The following is a 12,928-nucleotide window of genomic DNA, read 5'->3' on the forward strand; positions in this document are numbered from 1 at the left end:
TGCAAACCCTGCAAAAGCGGCGACCGGGTTAGTTTTTGCCCCAACCGGGATCAGGGCGACATGGTGTCAGGTTGACAAGAACTTGATCACCATGCGGGATGTCTCATGCTGAATATGTGGCGGTAACCTGCTAGGTCTTGGCACATATAGGATGGTGACTACAGTGCGGGGAGAGGCCAGATGTCGCAATCTCAATCGAATTTGTCACCTAATTCGGATCGTCAGCCCGACGCTGCCATAGCTGGTGCTCGGACGCAGGGCGATATCGCCACGTCGATTGCTGAAGATGGTGAACCCGCGCAGATCTCGCGTCGTGGGTTTCTGCGCGCCGGTGCGGTTTTCAGCTCTCTGACTTTGGCTGGTGGGGTAGGGTATCTCTGGTGGCGACGGCAGCCGCCTGCCCATGATCATCCCAGACTGACCGTGGCCGAAGCCTTCGCCAATGCAAAGGCGCAAGATCTGTTTCTGATCGATATCCGCACTCCCCGTGAGTGGCGCGCCACTGGTGTACCGGTGGGCAGTCATCAGATTGATATGCGCCGTGACGATTTTTTGACTGCGTTGGACGACGTCACTGGCGGTGAGCGCACAGCTGCAATTGCGCTGATTTGCGCCCGAGGGGTGCGCTCAGCCCGGGTGACATTGGCACTGGATGCGGCCGGATACACCAATGTCAGTGATGTGCCCGAGGGTATGCTTGGATCAGCTGCAGGAGTGGGATGGCTGCGCAGTAATTTACCAGTCGCACGTTGGAGCGAACAGGGATGAGCACGCCAATGTGTTCGACAGTCATCAGAAACTGGTGTGCAGGGATTAGCGTGGCGCTTACGACGCTAGCCATGGGGTCTGCGGCTGATGCCGGTTGCGGCCCAGCTGCGGATGCTTGCACTGTTGCGGAGGGGGAATATCATATCGTTCTACCCAAAGATGGGGCAACGGCGGGCGTACCAGCGGTGGTCTTTCTGCACGGTTATGGTGGGTCGGGCAAGGCGGCATTGCGCAATGCCGCGATGGTGAATGGGCTGACAAAACGCGGGTATGCGGTGATTGCGCCGACAGCATTGCCACGGCGGCCTGGCGGCCCCCGGTCTTGGGCCTTCTTACCGGACTTTGGCGGACGGGATGAATCCCTTTTCCTCGAAGCTGTTCTTCAAGATGCCGAAATTAACTTTAATATAGACCGGCAAAGCGTTGTACTTTCAGGATTTTCCGCTGGCGGATTTATGGTGAGCTATCTGGCCTGCGCCCATCCTGAGCAGTTTGCGGCCTATGCACCCGTCTCAGGCAGCTTTTGGCGCCCGCAACCCGATGGCTGTGCTGGCCCGGTCCGATTGCTACACACCCATGGTTGGGCGGATGATGTGGTCCCGCTAGAAGGGCGTTACCTCGGCAATCGACAATACCAGCAGGGCGATATCTTTGCTGGGCTGGATCTTTGGCGTGACACGAATGGCTGTACCACCCACGCCCCTAGCCGCAGCTGGAAACAAGGGGATCACCTGCGGCGGCGTTGGGAGTGTGGGCCCGAGGCCGATATCGAATTGATCCTTGTGCCAACCGGGCATCGGGTGCCCAATGACTGGGCGAGCTGGGTGGTGAATTGGTTTGAGAACAGCCCTCTGTCGCAATGATGCAACAAAGAGTATTTTCATTTGTAAATAAAATTCAGGATTGAGTGGTAAGGGTTTGACCCAAAGTTGACAATTTCATTCATTTTTCGGCGATTTACTCCGCGGGTGTCTGACGCGCCGACGCAGTTTCCAACACCATTCGCAGACTGTGCCGGCGGGCGCGGGCGATACGGGTGATACGCGGTTCGGCGTTGACTTCACGCGTCGCAAGCAGTGCTTTGGTAAAGCGCTGCAATGGCATCCCGGACAAAGCAGAAAGTGGCACGGCCAGGATTAGGGAAACAGCAATCGGCAGTAGCCAGATTGACACCACGCCAGCCAAGATGCCGGTCCAGAGGGCGATACCGCTGATGGTTTCGAGCGCATGACAGGTTGCCAACGTATGCCATGAGTAGGTCCCACCATCACGGGCCTGTGGCGACCAGCCTTTTTGCAGCCCTAGCGCGGTACGAATGACCGCAATCATTTGTTGGACCATCAAGATCGGCGCATAAAGGATCGCCAGCAGGATTTCGGTCAGCAACGACAGTGCAAATGCACCTGCGCCACCGTATTCGGAAAAACGACTGCCGGTCATTGGCAGCGCCGCAACGGCAAGCAGCTTGGGCGCCAACAACATGGCGTAGATCAACAGGATAACCAACACGTGGCGTGGCTCTGACATGTCCGGCCATGATGGCATCATCGGGTTGGTTTCACTGAAATAGGTCAGGACTGAGGCTTCCTCGCCACGACCGATCAGCGCCCAGATCACCAAGAGCGCAAACCATACCGGCGCCATCAGATAGCCGATAGCCCCGTGCAGCAGGTGAAAGCGTGACAGGGCGCGAAACCCTTTGGCATTCAGTAAGCCCAGATGCTGAAGGTTGCCCTGACACCAGCGGCGATCCCGCAAGACATGATCAATCAGTGTTTGCGGGGTTTCCTCGTAGGAGCCACGTATCCGGGGCAGAAACTGAACGCCCCAACCTGCGCGGCGTAGAAGGCCGGCTTCAACGAAATCATGGCTCATGATCAGCTTTTCACCGCCAAACACTGAGCGTAGCGGTGGCAAGCCGGCGCAGGCTGCAAAGGCGCGGGTGCGAATGATTGCGTTATGGCCCCAGTAGTTGCCTTCGTGTCCCGCCCAGCGGGCCAGACCTTCGGCGAGTGCAAGCCCATAGACACCATTTGCAAACTGCTGCATGCGGCCAAACACAGATTGCGCGCCGATCAGTTGCGGATAGCTTTGGATAAGGCCAGCGCCTGAATCACGCGCCAACGCATCTGCCAGATGCGCAATTGCACGACCGGTCATCAGGCTGTCGGCGTCCAGCACCAGCATCGCATCCCAGCCTGCACCCCAGCGCCGCACCCAGTCTGCGATATTACCAACCTTGCGGCCTTCGTTGTCGTTGCGACGGCGATAATAAAGCTGCGCCCCGGTAGGGAGCATGGCGCGCAGCGCTTCGACACTGGCCCGTTCCTGGGCGGCAATCGCGTCGTCGCGGGTGTCCGACAGGATGAACATGGCATAGTCGTGGACGCCACCGCGATCATGCAGTTCCTCCAGCATTGATTGCGCATTGCCCAATACATACCATGGAACCTCGTTAAAGACCGGCATCAGCAGCGCAACCTTCAAGCGCTGTGGACGTCCCTTGCGCAGCGCCTGCGGACGGCGGGACAGGCCCCATAGGCCCAAAAGAACGGTAGATACAGAGAAACAGATCCAGAAGAAGTTGAAGGCAATCAGTACCAGCAATGCGACTTCTAGCGTTGAGAAACCATCTGCCGCGAACCAATCTTTCATGCCCCAGGTCAACAGGCCGGTCGCCGCCATCGCTGGTGAGAACGCCAACACCCGCCACAGCGCAACCTGTCTGGTGACTGTGACGCTTGCTTGCGCGGTCGGGCTATCGGTCTGCGTGGTGCTGGTGCCGGGGCAGGCCGCGTCGTGGAAATGTGCCCCGAAATCTTGCTCAGGCATTGCCAGTGGTTGTTCCGGCGGGGTCAGCGATAGTTTTCTCATCTGGTCCACCTGTATAGCCATACCTCTGACGCGGGTTCACCGTCCTTGCGCAGTTCGGCGCGCAGCTCGACGTGGTCGCGCTCGCCGGGATCAAATGCAAAGGCAAGGCGCATGCCACCTGTCTCTGGGTTATTCTGCAACACACCTTCGGTCGGAGTGGTATGAGGCGAGGTGATATGTGCCTTGATGTCATCCGGTCCATCGGCGAACAGCGGATGCGGCGCGAAATCAATGGTCATGATACGACCGGGATCACCGAATATGCGGGCCCCAGCTGCGGTGTTGATAACTTGCGGTACGGAAAGATCGGGATCAGATCCCCAGGTCAGGCGGTAGGAGAGTGTAACCTCGGCACCTGCGTTATAGCGCTCGCGGGGACGCCAATAGGCCACGATATTGTCGTATATTTCTTTGTCCGCCGGGATCTCGACCAGAGTGACAGCGCCTTTGCCCCAGTCGCCCAATGGCTCGACCCAAAGAGAAGGGCGCTTGTGGTAATGGGCTTCCAGGTCCTCATAGTCTGACAGCAGGCGGGGCCGCTGCATCAGGCCAAAGCCACGTGGGTTCTCGTCGACAAAGGAAGAAAGCTGTAGCGTCGTGGGGTTGGCAAGAGGCCGCCACAGGGTTTCGCCATTGCCATTGACTACCAACAGGCCGTCGCTGTCATGTACGGCTGGGCGGAAATCATCGAACCGGTGGCGATTGGTCTGATCGAACAGAAACATTGAGGTCAGCGGTCCAAGACCAATATTGTCCAATTCCTCGCGTGCGAAAATCGTGGCCTCGACGTCCATCACGGTGTCTTGACCAGGCAGGATATCGAACCGGTAGGCCCCAGTAACCGACGGGGAATCCATCAGCGCGTGCACGACCATGTTGCGCTGTCCAGGAACCGGGGTTTCCAGCCAGAAGGCGGTGAATTCGGGGAACTCTTCTCCCTTTGGGTCGGCAGTGTTGACGGCGAGGCCGCGCGCTGACAGCCCGTAGGTGTTCAGCGCTCCGATGGCCCGGAAGTAGCTTGCCCCCTGAAAGACGCAGAACTCGTTTTTCTTGCCAGGCTCTTGCAATTCGGTGCGCAGGCGAAAGCCGGAATATCCTAGGCTCTCATCAATACTCAGTTCAGGGGCCTTGTCGGTTTTGTCGAACAGGCTGATATCAAATGCGACCTTCTGGGCGATGCCGTTTTCAACTGTGTTGATCACTATCGGGCGGGGGAAGTAGAGGCCGGGAAGGAAAAAGTCGACATTATAGCTGCGTGGGGTTTTTGACCAAAGCGCATCGTGGCTACGGAACCACCGGGTCTGGTATTCCTCATAGCTTTGATCCTGCCAGTCCTGTGGGACGCTGGCGCGGGGTTCATAGGGCGCTGCGGCTAGATTTCGAGCCAGCGTGACGACCACATCGCGCGAGAATTCGGGACCTCCCGTCGCACGCGCAGGCGTGCTGAGCGCCCCCAGAGCAAGGGGAGCGGTGCTGGCAAGCGCAGCCGCCAGAAAGATGCGTCGCGAATATCTTCTCATCTCTTGGTTTTCCATGGATGTGATTTAAACCAGGCGGCGATATAGGCGCAGCCAATGATCAGCCCAAACCCTGCAAGGTTAAAAAATGCGGTTGTCATGATCGAACGATCCGTGATGTCCATGGCAAATCCCAGCAATCGGGCAAGCGCCATGGAAAAGACAAAGACTGCCAGCGACTGCTGACCGACTTTGGTGATCAGCGACAGCAACACGGCCCAGATCCGCGCTGCAGTAGAGTGACCTGAGGCGATCAGGCGGTGTCCGCCTGCACCTGCAATGACCCAGCCCAAATAGGCAAGCGACAGGAAGTGGCCATAGCGAAGAAGACCAAAGTCGGTCTTTTCACGCCACTCGGATGTCAGCGCCCATGTCGGGCGAATGATCTGGGCCAAGTCGGGGTTCCAGGCCTTGACCCACAGAAATACCTTCCAAGAGCCAAACGGCGCCAGCAAGATCAGATAGGCTACAGCACAGACGATCAGCACGCGGGAGACGGGCGGAGCAGGCAGCCAGCCTTTCATGAAGGCGAAGCCGGTAAAGAACAGCAGTTGCCAGCCAAAGGGGTTGAAGAACCATTCCCGGTTGGACCAGGGCTCTGCCGACAGGGATATACCATTGGGTCCAAGGCCGACCATATAGGGGTTCGCCAAGAGCCAAATTCCAATCGACGCCGCAGCGACAGCCCAGAAACCGATCCGCTCCAACCCCATCATGAGGGGCATCAATCCCAGCACCACCAGATACATGGGCAGGATGTCAAAGTAGTTTGGTACATAGCTGAGTGTCATCAAGCCTACCAGCTGCGGCACCGGGTTCTCAAAGAGGGGGAGCAGGTTCAGCGATGCGATATAGCTTTTTTCAAAGCCTCCATAGAGATCGAGCGCCGCCATTGAGGTGGCGATAAAGACAAAGAGACCAATATGTGCCCAGAATACCTGCCAGCAGCGAAACAGCACTCGCGCGCTGCCCATTATCCAGCCTTGCCGTGCAAAGGTCCCGCCAAAGGCGATGGCTGAGGCCATGCCGGAACAGAACACAAAGATTTCGGTGGCGTCGGAAAATCCAAAGCGCGCAGGGATCCAGCTGGTCCAGCGATTGCCGGGGATATGGGCGCAAAGGATGATGAACATCGCAATGCCGCGATAGAAATCGAGGCGCGGATCGCGCGGCGCCCGGGGCAACGCCTCCGATTGCGGTGCAACGGGGCGGTTGGCCACTGGCGTGGTCTCGGCGCCTTGGGCGCCGGGAAAGGGCGAGATGGTCGCCATCGGTTCCTATGTCCTTACTTTGTTATTCTGCGGGAACGCTTTGTGCGTCCGGCGCACCGCGTCCCGTTGCAATCAGGGCGCGACGCGTCTGGGCGTAGCTGTCTTCAGCGCCCCCCCTCTGAGCGCGCCGTTCATTGAGGATTGTCTCGACAGCGTCCAGACGACCTGCGCGGATACCTGCGTCAATTGTCACCCGTTCGAATACATCCCGCTGGGCATGACTGCCGCCAGCCAGTTGCAGCGTGTTCCGCCCGGCTGCGAGATATCCAAAGGCCTCGCCGTAGTTGCCCTCGCCAAAGGCCTCAAGCCCCGACGCCAGGCCGCAACCCGGTGCCGCCATACGGGCGTCGATTTCGCTTGCACCGCGACGGGCATCGGCGTGAATACGTTGGACCAGCTGACCAGTTTCTGCCTTGCGATCATCGCCAACGAGGGCCAGCAGATAGTGCAGATCCGCGAATATCAGACAACCGTCTTCGGTCCGGTTGGCACATAGTTCGGCCAGTTCTTCCCAGCGATTGCCAATGGCGACGCCCTCCAGCTCTAGCCGCATCAGCAGTGATGTGGCGTTGGAGATATCGCGGTAATCGTCGGTTTTGTCCTTGCGGATTTCATGGTCATAGAGCGCCAGCACCTGATCGGTCTGCCCCTGATCCAGATGCATCAGGGCCTTGTGCCACCAGACGTGATAGCGGAAGTTGTTGCAATGCGCCCAGGCCTCTTCACGGCCCGTCAACCAGTCAAGCCCGGCACGGGAATTGCCCTTCATTTCGTGAACATGTGCCACGGCGTGCAATCCCCATGCATCGTCTGGTGCCATCCACAACGCCTGCCTGCCGGCTGTTTCCGCCAGATCATAGGCCCCGGTTTCCTCGAGGGAGAACGCATGGCACCCAAGCAGGTAACCACGTCCTTTGTGGTCCGGGTCGTAAGCGGGTAGCACCCGTTCGATTGACTGACGCATGCCCGAACTGTCGCCAAGGATAAATCGGATGCCGTGGCTCAGCTTCATTGCCAGAGAATCCTGAGGGTGTTTAAGAAGCAGGGCTTCCATCTCGGCGATTGCGACTGAGGGACGACCGTCGAGCCAGGCGCCAAGTGCAGCAATATAGTGACGCTCGCGCGGCAGCGCGCCTTCCTCAGCGGCCTTTGCTGCTGCGTAGGCATCGCGCGCCACTCCCATCAACTCGGCCCGCCCCAGCATAAGAACAAAGATACCTTTGGCTGCCTGCGCAAGCGCGAATTCAGGCGCGGCCTCAAGCAACGCACCAAGATATTGTGGCGCCGCCGCGCCGTGTGACAACACGCCCATCTGTACAGCATTCCAATTCTCAAGAGCTGAGGCGTCGGTCAGGCTGGTCTCTTGGCCAAAAATATCTTGCATCATCGTTTGTCCGATCCGTGTCAAAAACGAAAGCAGTGGTGCTTTGGCATCAAGCCTAAAGCACGGCATCGCGCCTCGCGATGCCCGCTCGCGGTTTGGTGAAGTGGCGTGTGCAATCTTGCAGCAATAGCAGGCTAACCGTGTCAATTGGCAGCGATTTCCCGCATTTTTGCGGCGCTGACAAGCCCTCACAACAGCGGTTTGGCCAAAGACTGCCGGTTTCTGTAACACTCGGCCAGATCCTGCCGGTTGCAATTCTATTTGCCCGTGGTTTTTTGCGGATTCTTAAGGAGATAGCTAAGGCGCGGGCAAGGAACAGCGACCGCCCTGATCGGGACGATCGCCGTATTGGTTGTTTAGATCACCCGAAACGCAAGCAGGACGCGGCTTAGAAGTCGTCTTCGGCAAAGGGATCCGCAGAGTCGGTCAGCCGGTCGGTACTGGCCCCGCATGTCGGCGGCGCGTAGCGATAGGTGATTGGCGTGCGTGAGAGTTTCAGCGGATTGCCCAGCAATCGGACCGGGCCGACGGACGACGACATTTCGATTGCCATGTCCCGTGCTGCGACCTGATCAGAGGTAAAGACTTGATCGAGTGTCTGGACCGGCCCGGCCGGCACTTGTCTGGCCTCCATCGCGGCGATGACATCTTGCGTCGTGTACTGGCACAGGACAGGAACGAGAATGTCGGCGAGGGCATCGCGATACTTCAGCCGAGCGGGATTGGTGGCAAAGCGCGGATCTCGTGCCAGACCATCAAGCCCGAGAAAAGACAGGAACCGTGCAAACTGTGCATCATTGCCCACCGCCAGGATCACATGGCCGTCGGAGGTTTGATAAAGGCCATAGGGCACGATACTGGGGTGCTCATTGCCGCGTCTCTTGGGGGGGGCGTCGGTGTTAAGTGTGGCGACACCTTCGTTGATCAGCCAGGCGATCTGCGCATCAACAAGGGCGATATCGACTTGCTGGCCCTCGCCGGTTTTTTCCTTGTGGCGAAGTGCAGCAAGAATTCCGACACAGGCGTACATGCCGCACATCACATCGGCGATGCCAACGCCAACCTTCATAGGCTGGCCATCCGGTTCGCCGGTCAGCGACATGATCCCGCCGTAGCCCTGTGCCATAAGGTCATAGCCAGGTTTATGCGCATTGGGGCCAGTTTGGCCGTATCCGGAGATTGAGCCGTAGACGAGATGCGGAAACTCCGAGCGCAGGCTGTCGTAGTCGAGGCGGTATTTGGCCAGTCCACCGGGTTTGAAATTCTCCAGCAGAATATCTGCTTCGGCGGCGAGGCGGCGTATCACCTGCTGCCCTTCGACGGTGGAGATATCCACTTTGATGGAGCGCTTGTTGCGGTTTGCGGCCATGAAATAGGCCGAGAGATCGGATTGCTGACCCTCGGCATCGACCACATGGGGCGGTCCCCATTGGCGGGTGTCATCGCCGCCGCTCTGCGGATTTTCCACTTTCAGCACGCTGGCCCCCAGATCTCCCAGCATCTGGGTACAGGTTGGCCCGGCCAGAATGCGGGAGAGGTCCAGCACCTTGATCCCCGTGAGGGGGCCGTGGGGCAGTTTGCCGTCGGTGGTGGACGGATCAGATGAGCCCATCATAGGCCTCCCGGTCAAATTCTGCAGCAATAACAGTGAAACGTTCGGCCTGCTGTGCCTCACTCAGGGCGACCCGCAGGCTGGTGCGGTCGCGAACGCGCACGCCATTGCCACCAAAGGCGCGACCCATGGCGGCGAAGTCATGTCGACCAAAATCGACGCCTGCATTGTCAAGCTGACGCTGGCGTTGTTTCAGATCAATGAGCGCGAGACTGGCGTCGACAAACACCACAAAGATCGGCGCGACGCCCAGTTCGGCTGCAGTGGACAATTCACCTGCAACCATCAGAAAACCAGCGTCGCCTGAAAAACTGACAACCGTTCGCTGAGGCTCGGCCAGCTTGCGCCCTATGGCCATGGGCACGGCGCAGCCCATGGTGCACAGAGCAGAGGATTGGATCAAGGCGCGAGGCTCCTGACAACGCCACATCTGCGAGAGCAAAATCCGATGTGCGCCGCTGTCAGCCGTGGCGAGCGTATCGGCGGGCAGGGTGGTCTGGCATTCTGCGATGATCGCCGCAGGTCCCCAATCAGATTTCGCGGCAAACCCGTCTGCAAGGGCCTGACGTACAGATGCGGGGCGATTGTCTGGCCAGCGCGGCATGTCCGTATTGCTATCATCAGCCAGCTGCGTGCCGATCGTCAATGCACGCAGGGAAGGGATCAGCCCTGCCGCGATGGTCAGCGTGGCTGCATGCATGTAATGGGTGTTGTCCTCGGCAGCGATGTCAATCACCCGTTGACGGGTGCAATCCCAGACATCGCGCCAGCCGGGACGCATCTCAATCGGGTCATAGCCAAGCGCGAGGATCAGATCCGCCTCAGCCACCAGTGGCAGCAGATGGCGATCTGCCAGCGGCGACAGCCCCGCGCCGCCCAGGCACAGCGGATGATCCTCGGGCAGGATGCCCTTGGCCTTGTAGGTCGTTACAAACGGAATCTGGTAGAGCTCCAGAAACGCAAGGAGGGCCGCGCCCGCCGTTTCGGCCACCGCATCAAGGCCGATCACCGCCAGCGGGCGCTCTGCCTCAGCCAACCAACCACGCGCCTGCGCGAGGTCCGTGGGATTGGCCTGTGTCGGTCTGGCAGGCGCGAAGTTTGGGCGGTGATCCCCAGCGGCTGCATCCGCAACGGAGATTGGCACATCTATATGCACGGGTCCACTGCGCGGCGCGGTAGCAATCCGTAGGGCCTTGTCAGCGATCACGCCGGCTGCCTTGGCATCGAGCCGGTACGTGGCTTTGGTGATTGGCGCAAAAACAGCCTGATGATCCAACACCTGGTGGGTGTAGGTTGCCGCCTCGCAGGCGTCGACACAGCCAGTCAGCACCAGCATCGGTACCCGATCCTGATGGGCATTGGCCACAACATTCACACCATTGAGCGCGCCGGGGCCAAGTGTTGCCACAAGGATTACTGGCGCGCCATCGCTGTGGTACACGCCTTCGCCCATAAAGCCGGCACAGTTTTCATGCTTAGCCAGATGAAACGCGATCCCTGCCTTGGTCAAGGCATCAACAAGGGTCAGCACCTCGCCACCCGGCATGCCAAATGCGTGGCGACACCCGGCTGCATATAGCCGTTGAGCCAGGACATCTGCCGCGCGCAATGGTTCTGTGGCACCCGCAGTTGCGGTGTCGGCCTGTGTCATGGAATCCGCCCTTCGTGAACAAGTTCCGCCAAATTGCCGGAACCGCGTCCTGTTGCAAGCCTCCTCACGCGGGTGTGAGCGTCAAGGCGCCGATTGGATTGCTTTTTGCGCAATCTCGTCAAGACGTTGGTCCAGTTTTGCAGCGATTACAATAAGCGCACCACCGCCCTCGTCTTGATATGGGGCGAAGACATAGGCTGCGGTCTTGTAGGACAGAGTTGCCGTTCCGTCGGAATTTTCGGTGACATAGAGCCGTATTGGCGCCTCGATCATGGCGGCAGTGGAGAGATTCAGGATCTGTACCGCGAAATCATTGTTGAAGACCCCAATCACGCGATTGCCAGGGATAGTGACACCGCGCGCAGCGGCAGCCTTGGTCGGACCGGCCTGGGTCACCACGAACAACCCTTTATCTCTGGTCGCAGCTATGACGTCGCGGACCAGCTGATCGTAGGTTTTGTCGCTGTTATGTACGGCCCAACCGGTGCGTTCGGAAACTGACTCAGCGGCGGCACCGTGTGGTAACGCGATTGCGAGCACCATGAACATCAGCAACAGGCTGTTAAGCATCGTCTTCCCCGACAAGCTGATGTCAGCCGCGCGAGCTCTTAATAGGTGATGCATTAGGTGGTATCTCCTTGCTTCGCGGGCCGGACGTATCTGTCTAGCGGGTGTGGTCCGTGTTGAGCGCTGTTCAGCAGGTTAGCGCGAGCGCGCCGCCAGAGAAGTCACATTGTTGTGGGGGCGGCGCGGGCATTCAGGCTGCCCGGCGAAAACCGACGATTAGCTGGCGCAGGCCAAACGCGGCCCCAGCAAAGATAGACAAAAAGGTTACCGGTGCCGACAGTGACAATAATGAAAAGGCGCTTAGCCCCTGACCAACTGTGCAGCCCATCGCGATCACTGCACCTCCCCCCATAATGGCAGCCCCGACAATCTGGCGACGCAGCTCTCTTGGGTCGTCGCAGGCTTCCCAGCGAAAATGCCCCTTGATCAATGATCCGATGAACGCCCCCAACCAGACCCCACTGACAGAACCGACTGCAAAACTGATGGGACGTAGGCTGCCGGTCATCGTCCACAGAATGGTCTCTCCCAACGGGGCCGAGAAGGAGTGCGACACCACCGGCACCGCGTCAAAGCCGGTGCGGGCGATATAGCTGCTACCGGCCCAACCGCTGACAATTGCAAACGCCACAAGTGCCGCCCAGCCGATTGCGGCTGGATCATCACGAATCTCGCGGCCTAAGGCCGAGCACAAGAGGATCGCGCCACCGCTGACAAAGCCCAGAGTGGGAACGGAAAGCCCGCTATAGGCAGCCAGATGATGGGCCAGCCCTGCGGGCAGGTCATTGCTGATGGTCTCCTGTAGAAACAGCATGTTGCGCAGCGGGGCAAGCGGACCTGCAAGCACCACAAAGGTTGAGACCCCCATCACCAATACGATCACGAAACTGCGCAGATCCCCGCCGCCAAGCCGGGCGATGGCGCCATAACCGCACATGCCGCTAAGGGCCATGCCATATCCAAACATCAATCCGCCGGAGATTGACGCCAAGGGCATCCAGCGAATGGTGAGATATTGTGACTGTACCGGATCCAGCCAGCCAAGCGCGATCAGGCCAAAGCTACCGAGGACGGCCATGCCAACCGCCATGCCCCACATCCGCATCCGCAAAGAGGAGCCGCCGTAGAGCAGATCTTCGATGGCACCCAAAGTACAAAAGCGGCCCAGGCGTGCTGTCAAACCCAGCAATACCCCGCCGAACAGACCCAATAGGACAGTCAGATGCGTGTCGCTGATAAGGTCTGACAGGGTCTCGGGCATGAAGGGCGTACTTCGTCGCTTGA

The 12,928-nt window shown here is 59.0% G+C and carries 10 protein-coding genes; 2 read left to right on the forward strand and 8 right to left on the reverse strand.

Translation table 11 applies throughout. The features are described from left to right. Positions 1 to 180 precede the first annotated feature (180 nt). Positions 181 to 768 carry a rhodanese-like domain-containing protein gene (locus PhaeoP97_RS06065; RefSeq protein WP_072504313.1) on the forward strand — a complete coding sequence of 196 codons (588 nt, stop codon included), beginning with the start codon at positions 181 to 183 and terminating at the stop codon, positions 766 to 768. Positions 769 to 776: 8 nt separating this feature from the next. Then, positions 777 to 1,631, forward strand: a complete 855-nt coding sequence (locus PhaeoP97_RS06070; RefSeq protein ID WP_072504314.1) for a CE1 family esterase — start codon at positions 777 to 779, stop codon at positions 1,629 to 1,631. A 94-nt stretch (positions 1,632 to 1,725) separates the two neighbouring features. On the opposite strand, the gene mdoH is transcribed toward PhaeoP97_RS06070, so the two are convergent. From mdoH to PhaeoP97_RS06110, 8 genes are all read right to left on the reverse strand, one after another. Further along, positions 1,726 to 3,642 carry a glucans biosynthesis glucosyltransferase MdoH gene (gene mdoH, locus PhaeoP97_RS06075; protein WP_072504315.1) on the reverse strand — a complete coding sequence of 639 codons (1,917 nt, stop codon included), beginning with the start codon at positions 3,640 to 3,642 and terminating at the stop codon, positions 1,726 to 1,728. Further along, the gene (locus tag PhaeoP97_RS06080) at positions 3,639 to 5,162 is read right to left on the reverse strand and encodes an OpgD/OpgG family glucan biosynthesis protein (protein ID WP_072504316.1); all 1,524 of its coding nucleotides are present in this window, start codon (positions 5,160 to 5,162) and stop codon (positions 3,639 to 3,641) included. Before PhaeoP97_RS06080 ends, mdoH begins: the two co-directional genes overlap by 4 nt. Beyond that, on the reverse strand, positions 5,159 to 6,430 hold the full coding sequence (locus tag PhaeoP97_RS06085) for an OpgC family protein (RefSeq protein ID WP_072504317.1): 1,272 nt from the start codon (positions 6,428 to 6,430) through the stop codon (positions 5,159 to 5,161). The genes PhaeoP97_RS06080 and PhaeoP97_RS06085 overlap by 4 nt, the downstream gene beginning before the upstream one ends. Before the next feature lie 22 nt (positions 6,431 to 6,452). After that, entirely contained in the window at positions 6,453 to 7,817 is a 1,365-nt protein-coding gene (locus PhaeoP97_RS06090; RefSeq protein ID WP_072504318.1) for a tetratricopeptide repeat protein, read from the reverse strand. A gap of 385 nt (positions 7,818 to 8,202) precedes the next feature. After that, positions 8,203 to 9,426, reverse strand: coding sequence for a CaiB/BaiF CoA transferase family protein (locus tag PhaeoP97_RS06095; protein WP_072504319.1), 1,224 nt, complete (start codon positions 9,424 to 9,426; stop codon positions 8,203 to 8,205). Further along, the gene (locus PhaeoP97_RS06100; protein ID WP_072504320.1) at positions 9,413 to 11,077 is read right to left on the reverse strand and encodes a thiamine pyrophosphate-binding protein; all 1,665 of its coding nucleotides are present in this window, start codon (positions 11,075 to 11,077) and stop codon (positions 9,413 to 9,415) included. The genes PhaeoP97_RS06095 and PhaeoP97_RS06100 overlap by 14 nt, the downstream gene beginning before the upstream one ends. Positions 11,078 to 11,158: 81 nt before the next feature. Then, on the reverse strand, positions 11,159 to 11,647 hold the full coding sequence (locus PhaeoP97_RS06105; RefSeq protein WP_072504321.1) for a DUF302 domain-containing protein: 489 nt from the start codon (positions 11,645 to 11,647) through the stop codon (positions 11,159 to 11,161). Between the two features lie 187 nt (positions 11,648 to 11,834). Further along, a complete protein-coding gene (locus tag PhaeoP97_RS06110; RefSeq protein WP_072504322.1) occupies positions 11,835 to 12,905 on the reverse strand; it encodes a YeeE/YedE family protein in 1,071 nt (356 codons plus the stop codon). Between the last annotated feature and the right edge of the window lie 23 nt (positions 12,906 to 12,928).

The organism is Phaeobacter porticola (assembly GCF_001888185.1).
GTDB lineage: Bacteria > Pseudomonadota > Alphaproteobacteria > Rhodobacterales > Rhodobacteraceae > Phaeobacter > Phaeobacter porticola.

What these genes read in the sequence shown, in the direction of transcription:
- PhaeoP97_RS06065 (WP_072504313.1), top strand. Translation starts at nt 181, where the DNA reads ATGTCGCAATCTCAATCGAATTTGTCACCTAATTCGGATCGTCAGCCC.
- PhaeoP97_RS06070 (WP_072504314.1), top strand. Translation starts at nt 777, where the DNA reads ATGTGTTCGACAGTCATCAGAAACTGGTGTGCAGGGATTAGCGTGGCG.
- mdoH (WP_072504315.1), bottom strand. Translation starts at nt 3,642, where the DNA reads ATGAGAAAACTATCGCTGACCCCGCCGGAACAACCACTGGCAATGCCT.
- PhaeoP97_RS06080 (WP_072504316.1), bottom strand. Translation starts at nt 5,162, where the DNA reads ATGAGAAGATATTCGCGACGCATCTTTCTGGCGGCTGCGCTTGCCAGC.
- PhaeoP97_RS06085 (WP_072504317.1), bottom strand. Translation starts at nt 6,430, where the DNA reads ATGGCGACCATCTCGCCCTTTCCCGGCGCCCAAGGCGCCGAGACCACG.
- PhaeoP97_RS06090 (WP_072504318.1), bottom strand. Translation starts at nt 7,817, where the DNA reads ATGATGCAAGATATTTTTGGCCAAGAGACCAGCCTGACCGACGCCTCA.
- PhaeoP97_RS06095 (WP_072504319.1), bottom strand. Translation starts at nt 9,426, where the DNA reads ATGGGCTCATCTGATCCGTCCACCACCGACGGCAAACTGCCCCACGGC.
- PhaeoP97_RS06100 (WP_072504320.1), bottom strand. Translation starts at nt 11,077, where the DNA reads ATGACACAGGCCGACACCGCAACTGCGGGTGCCACAGAACCATTGCGC.
- PhaeoP97_RS06105 (WP_072504321.1), bottom strand. Translation starts at nt 11,647, where the DNA reads ATGCTTAACAGCCTGTTGCTGATGTTCATGGTGCTCGCAATCGCGTTA.
- PhaeoP97_RS06110 (WP_072504322.1), bottom strand. Translation starts at nt 12,905, where the DNA reads ATGCCCGAGACCCTGTCAGACCTTATCAGCGACACGCATCTGACTGTC.